7 protein-coding genes are annotated in these 6,176 nt (G+C 52.4%); 1 reads left to right on the top strand and 6 read right to left on the bottom strand.

Features of this window, described 5'->3' with window-relative positions:
- Positions 1-24: 24 nt before the first annotated feature.
- The 3 genes from L0664_RS14960 to L0664_RS14950 all read right to left on the bottom strand — a co-directional run bounded on the left by L0664_RS14960 (position 25) and on the right by L0664_RS14950 (position 2,773).
- On the bottom strand, positions 25-666 hold the full coding sequence (locus L0664_RS14960; RefSeq protein WP_235226702.1) for a hypothetical protein: 642 nt from the start codon (positions 664-666) through the stop codon (positions 25-27).
- Positions 666-1,253, bottom strand: coding sequence for a toxin-activating lysine-acyltransferase (locus L0664_RS14955; RefSeq protein WP_235226701.1), 588 nt, complete (start codon positions 1,251-1,253; stop codon positions 666-668). Before L0664_RS14955 ends, L0664_RS14960 begins: the two co-directional genes overlap by 1 nt.
- Positions 1,254-1,633: 380 nt before the next feature.
- Positions 1,634-2,773, bottom strand: a complete 1,140-nt coding sequence (locus L0664_RS14950; RefSeq protein WP_235226700.1) for a nucleotidyltransferase domain-containing protein — start codon at positions 2,771-2,773, stop codon at positions 1,634-1,636.
- Positions 2,774-3,006: 233 nt separating this feature from the next.
- Between L0664_RS14950 and L0664_RS14945 the strand changes: the two genes are divergently transcribed.
- A complete protein-coding gene (locus tag L0664_RS14945; protein WP_235226699.1) occupies positions 3,007-3,543 on the top strand; it encodes a phage tail protein in 537 nt (178 codons plus the stop codon).
- A 73-nt stretch (positions 3,544-3,616) separates the two neighbouring features.
- Here L0664_RS14945 and L0664_RS14940 read toward each other — a convergent pair whose 3' ends face one another.
- From L0664_RS14940 to L0664_RS14930, 3 genes are all read right to left on the bottom strand, one after another.
- Positions 3,617-4,102 carry a lasso peptide biosynthesis B2 protein gene (locus L0664_RS14940; RefSeq protein ID WP_235226698.1) on the bottom strand — a complete coding sequence of 162 codons (486 nt, stop codon included), beginning with the start codon at positions 4,100-4,102 and terminating at the stop codon, positions 3,617-3,619.
- Between the two features lie 162 nt (positions 4,103-4,264).
- The gene (locus L0664_RS14935; RefSeq protein ID WP_235226697.1) at positions 4,265-5,158 is read right to left on the bottom strand and encodes a sulfotransferase domain-containing protein; all 894 of its coding nucleotides are present in this window, start codon (positions 5,156-5,158) and stop codon (positions 4,265-4,267) included.
- On the bottom strand, positions 5,155-6,114 hold the full coding sequence (locus L0664_RS14930) for a hypothetical protein (protein WP_235226696.1): 960 nt from the start codon (positions 6,112-6,114) through the stop codon (positions 5,155-5,157). The genes L0664_RS14935 and L0664_RS14930 overlap by 4 nt, the downstream gene beginning before the upstream one ends.
- Positions 6,115-6,176 lie beyond the last annotated feature (62 nt).

The following is a 6,176-nucleotide window of genomic DNA, read 5'->3' as shown; positions in this document are numbered from 1 at the left end:
TATCCTCGTAACGCGCTTAGAAATCTAAATATTTGTCAGGTAAAAATCTTTGCTATGCCCAGCAGCATGCAAATCGTTCACCAGTGCACCGCTTAAAAACAGGGCATTTGGAATGTTCGGGTCCATCCAACACGCTGGTGTGTTTTTTGGCATTTGAATTGTGCGAAGTTGTGACAGGTCCGCCTCGACACCACCCAAAAAGAAGCGCGGTGGATCGGTGTGTCTGATTTTGCGCAGTCCGCTAACGGCTTCGGTCGTATCAATTGTTTTCTGGCCGCCACGCGGCACCAAAAGAAAGGCCTGGTCGTCAAATTTGCTTTCGTTGTCACGATCATAAAGATCAACAGGCACAAGCTGGGTTTCACCCAGATCATGACGTGCAAAAATCTTGGCTACGTCAGCACGCAGAAGCAAAAAGCCATGCAGTGACACAGGCGGCAGCCCATCAAACTTTTTCTTGGTCCGGGAATGCCAAACAAGGCGCTTAGGATAGTCATTGTCGCTAAACGGTTTGTTCGCGAACACATCCAACAAGGTCTTGGACAGCGCTTCGGCCTTCGCCGACAGTGCCGCGTCCTCTTGCTGTTCCTCATAGCGATAAAACACGAAGCCGCTTTGCGCGGCTTCCGCATTCATCACAGTGCTGACCCAGACTTCGTTCACCATTATTGAACTGTCTCGGTGGATGGGCCAGATGCAGCCGCGGCGGCAACCTGTGCGCCGGTCTGTGCGCCCATCTTCTTGAGCGTTTCGGGATCAACAAGGCGGCCAATCAGGGGGTGAAGGCGCAAATCGCCGTCTTTCACGACCTGTTTGAAATTCGCCAGCACCCGCGCTGTTGTCATCTGGTCCGGCGAAATAACATCGAACAGCCAGTTGATGTCACCGCTGTTCCATTCATCCGCCTTCAAACGGATCGGGAACGCACCTGCGCGAATTTGTTCTTTGATCTTTTTGTCGACGTCTTCAGACACGCTGGCCCAGAACGCCATCCCCGCGATGTCAGTCGCATCATCGCCCGGCGCATACGCAAGCGCGACACGTTCAAGCAGAAGGGGTTCCAGCACCAAATGCTGAAGGTCCGAAATACTATTATGGCGGTAGCGCGACAGTGCCATCATCGCCATTGCAATGGTACCAAAGTTCTCACGAACCTTTGTGCGGACCTGTGCAATTTGCGCGAGTGTTTCAGGGTTAGCGGCGTCCGCAGTTTTCTCGGACGCATCAACGCGCCCCGTTTTCTTTTTTGTCACGGTCAATCTTCCCAGGCAGAAACTACAATTTGCCTAAATTTATTAACCTGTTCGGATAAACTCACAAGTTTTTTATCCAACGCGATCTTGACGTTATCGGCACCCTAACCAAGGGCCTGATCCGCCATACCTAGGAATATAAGGGGAATATGGCGGCTTTCCGCTTACCCTGCGTGATAACACCGATCGATTTTTTTTCGCCAAATGGTTGTGGACAACTTCTCAACGCTGGGTTGTCGACGCGATGGGGGCACATAAGGTCAAAAACACGTTTCTCAGGAATCACGGCCAATCGACCACGGACGACGTAGCTGCACAGGAAAAAGAGTAACGATCTTAGCCAAATCTTCCGTGCGTTGTATCAGGTGTAAAATATAACGTCAGCGCATCAGTCGGCGCACCAAAAGCGACGGCAACCTCATGATCAGATATAGCGCGTTTAGGGCACGCGGCAGTGGCACCGAAAGTACGTCTTGCATGCCGATTAAGTGAACTCTTGAAGCCCTGAGGGCCGCCCACGCCGACGGATAAAGATGCCGTTTCGCCAGGATGTCCCCGATCAAATCGATATCTCCCCAAAACCGTCTCGGAGGAATGAAAGGTTGGTCAATACGCCCAAGCGCATAGTCATACAAAGACCGTGCGCGCGCAGACATCTGCATTTGATAATTTGTGCCAAAAAACGTGTCACAAAGTCCAAGGGACTGCGCAAGGATATCGCGCGCCGGTCCCGCTCTCACCGTTTCGATCACGCGATCCCGTTCACCTTTTGGCAAGTGTTCAAGAAAGGCCGCAAGGTCAGCAAGCCACTTTAGGCGCCGCCAATGATGCGCTGCGCCGTGAATACAAAGATAGGTCACCATTTGAACTGCACCAAAAGTGTCGAGCCCGGCCATACCCGCAACTTGCACATTCTGCCGCTCTAAATCGCGTTCCAGCCCTGCCAAAAGGCTATGAGAATGCCCGAACTTCCAGTGAAGCTCTACGAATGTGCCGTTTGGCCCAACCAACCCGATATCTTTGAAATTGCAGATTAAAGCACGTATCTGGCGCGCGGACATTGTTGCCGTCTGACCCGCGGCGCGATATCCGTCAGCCTCAAGAATTGCGACCGCCGCAATGACATCGTCTTCCGGCACAAATATATCCAGATCACAGCTGAATTTCAATGCAATGCTGCCAAATGCAATCTGCGCAAGAACAGGTCCTTTGAAATGCAAAGGCTGCAAATCTGCCTTCCTAAACGCGGCATCAATCCTCAGACATTCCTGCGTCATCTGCATGGCGTGCCGTGCAGTGGATTGCGCACCTTGTTTCGCCCAATCGCGAAATTCGATCGGGACAATATCCAGATTTTTAACAGCCAAATAGACAAGTGGTACAACGCGATGACGCATCACAACGTCGCGGGTTTCATCCCAATCATCAATCGCCCTCGCAGCGCGTAAAACACTTTCTTTTGCGGCGTCATCTTGTGGCCAACGACAACATGCTGCCACGAATTTTGTTGTCTGCTGCAATGGGTCGTCCCTTGGGCTGATCCGCACTTGTGGTTGTGCCGTTATTTCAAGCCACACGCAAAAAGTTTGCGACCTGCGCCAAAAAAGGCGTGATTTAATTCCAGACTGTGCCAGTGTGAAATCACCGAAGTCACCGAGTGACAAATAAAAACGTCAACTCGGTTTCATTTTTGAGCGGTGCCTTGCACTGACTTCGGTTTTTGAAACTAAGACAGGAAGATATTATTATGCCTATGGATCCGTTTATTGGTGAAGTTACGATGTTTGCTGGAAATTTTGCGCCGCGTGGTTGGGCGTTTTGTGATGGGCAGCTTTTGGCTGTTGCGTCGAATTCGGCGTTGTTTTCAATTCTTGGCACCATTTACGGTGGCGACGGACGTACGACTTTTGCTCTGCCGGATTTGCGCGGACGCTTTCCCATCGGACCGGGCAATGGACCTGGCCTGTCTTCGTACCGCGAAGGCCAACGTGGTGGCACAGAGACGCATACTTTGTCCGTAGCTGAAATGCCGACCCACGGGCACTCTCCGAGTTTGCACGCAGAGCAAGCTGTGGGTGACAACAACGTCCCCGCCGACCGCATGCTTGGTGTTGCTGCGGCCGGAAACAACATCTACGCAACGTTCAACGCGGCCGATGATATCGCGATGTCGCCACACAGCATCACGGAAACACCCGCTGGCGGAAATCAGGCGTTCAATCACATGAACCCGTTCCTGTCGCTGCACTTTATCATCGCGCTTCAGGGTGTCTACCCGTCGCGCAGCTAAGACACAGGCCGTTTGCAGATGTCTGCAAACGGCCAACCCAGCGCGGCTTAGATCACCCAACCAAAGGCGGGCCTTATGCGGCGCCTTCGGCAAAGTGCTCAAACACCATCACAACAGTGTAGATTTCGACATCCTGGCCGCCGGTCAGGTTTGTGTCCCCAACCCTCAACCAAGCGTGCGCATTAAGGGGATCAGGCGCGTTATCAGTTGCCGCCGCCGCCAGCCCAAAGAAGACACGATAGGGAATTTTCGCACGCCGTAACAAGAACGAAGCAACCATAACCTGCGCTAAACATAAAGATTTCCAAGGGGTTATCTTCGCTGTTCGTCGCACCATTCGCCCTATGCGTTTAGCGCGTGTCGGACGCGGCCCTGCCAAATTGGGCAATACAGAATGATTGTTTACCTGATCACCCAAAAAGCGCGCGTAGACGCGAAATGGCAGACACAAAATGGCCAGACGGGCAAATCCCAAAAGAACAAAAACAGGTAGGATCAGCGAGTATTCAAACGCCGAGAACGTAGCCGCGGACCGCATTTTTCGGGCTGCAACGGCCAAAATCCCCATTCTACCAAACACACTTCTGATTTAATCGATGTGGCGCTTGATCAGGTAAAACAATCAGGCTTTCCGTTTGTGTCAGCTGTGTCGTGATTTCCAAACACCCGTTTGACCCTGAATCGCACAAACCGGTAAAACACTCAAATTGGACGCTCAGGTTCACTGCCCATTCTCCAGATTGGCCTTCGCGACAACAGGAACGCCGCTTTCATCTACATATCCAAATTTTTGCATAACTGGCAGATGATCTTTTATCACTCTATCGATTTGGGCGGCCGACAACACGGTTTTCCAATCGCCAACCCGACCACGTCTGAAAAACCGAGTGGCATTTTGGGGGCGCTCACGAAACCCGGACTCCCTCTCTTGCGTTTGCAAAACGTCAAACGACGCGTGTTTTATCGCGTCAGAAAGCTGAGTGGAGTCGTGTGGCACGTCGAGGAACGTGGTAATACGGCCAAAAAAGCCTTGTGGGTCAGCGCGTAAGTCTTCGTAACGGACGACACATGTGTCAAACAGTTCGTTCTGCGTCCAGCTTTGGACATGATCGGACCATGTGCCCAATATCTGTTCCAGTTGGGGCGCCTGCCCTGACGCCTTTTGCCGTGCGGCCCTCGTGCCAGGATCACCAAGGTTGTCGATCACGTTATCCAGTGGCTTTTGGTTGTGGTGCGCCAACGACACGACAACATCCAAAGGGTTGCGTAAAATGTAGATGACTTTGCGCGTCACATCAGGCGCCATGATCCAGTCGCCATTGTCAGCCGCGACGCAGGCATCATGGGCCTTACAATACAGCGGTTCCGTCAATTGCGCGTTCATCCAGCGATACGCGACAGGGCGCAATCGGGCGCATTCCGCCGTACTTAAATCGCCAGTATCAAAGCCCAGCGCTTGGTCAAACATGTGGCGATCACTGCTGATTGCGCTGTGGGCCAGCTTATTGAGGTCAGCGGGTACGGCAGTTCCCTGCGTCAGATTTGACAAAAAGACACGCAACCACGTGTTGCCAGATTTGGGATATGACGCCAGCCAAACGATGCGCGGGGTCATGATCGCGCGCTTTGCTGGTTAAGGTCTTTAATCAACGTGTCGATCAGATGGTCGAGGTCAAACCCGTCCATGGGGCGTTTTATGTGTTTCACCACAATGCCCTGAGACAACGCCGTGACGTGTTTAAAATGCAATGCCCCAAGGTCCATGCCAGCCATAAACGGCAATTGATACGTGTTGTCACGCAGTGCGACGAATTTGTCATGCCCTGTCAGAACGTCGCACGAAATGGTGCCAGATTGATGTTCCGATAACAGATAGATTGTGCGGACCGACACGGTTTCGTCGCAAAATGAACCACCCAACGGGACGTCGAATTTTTCCATGTGCGGACGCAGGCGGGTCAAACTGTCTGTGGCAATGCCCAATACGTCTGCCGCGTCTTGCCAAATCTTGACACTTGGGCCCCCAGGAATGATCTGACCTCGGTCATTGATCCCGCAGATATCATCGCTAATGACCCGAAAGCCACGTTGCATCAGCCCCGCAGCGACAGTGGATTTTCCGACGCCAGATTGGCCAATGCACATCACGCACGACCCATCCCTTTCAACCGCCGTACCGCGCATCACAAGCAGTCCGCGCTGCATCAAAACAGCGCCCAGCCCAGACGTCATCAAAAACAACTGCACTGATTGGTCGTCAATTCCGTCATATGGTTGATACAGCAACGTCTTTGCATCTTGCGCAACCAGACGAACAATTCGGTCTACGTCTAGCGACAGGTAGTCAGCGCCTGCCCATGCCAAAGGTCCGATTTGTCGGGCGCGTTCAGGGCGGGGCGGCAATTCATTACAACGACGAATTGTAATCGTATCAAGATTTACATCCGACCCTTTGTTCAACATCAACAAAGGCACATCGCTGACAAAATTACACCCGTATGCGCGGTACTTATATGGGATTGCCGGGCTCGGCTGCATTTCAATCCAATCTCGCAATGGTGCGATCACCATGGTTGCAAATAAACGAAAGTAAACCCCGCCCCGGTTTGCACGCCGCAAGAAAGCCCCATGAA

This window comes from Octadecabacter dasysiphoniae, assembly GCF_021532615.1.
GTDB lineage: Bacteria > Pseudomonadota > Alphaproteobacteria > Rhodobacterales > Rhodobacteraceae > Octadecabacter > Octadecabacter dasysiphoniae.
Note: the sequence above shows the minus strand (reverse complement) of the source record. Positions and strands in the feature narration are given on the sequence as shown.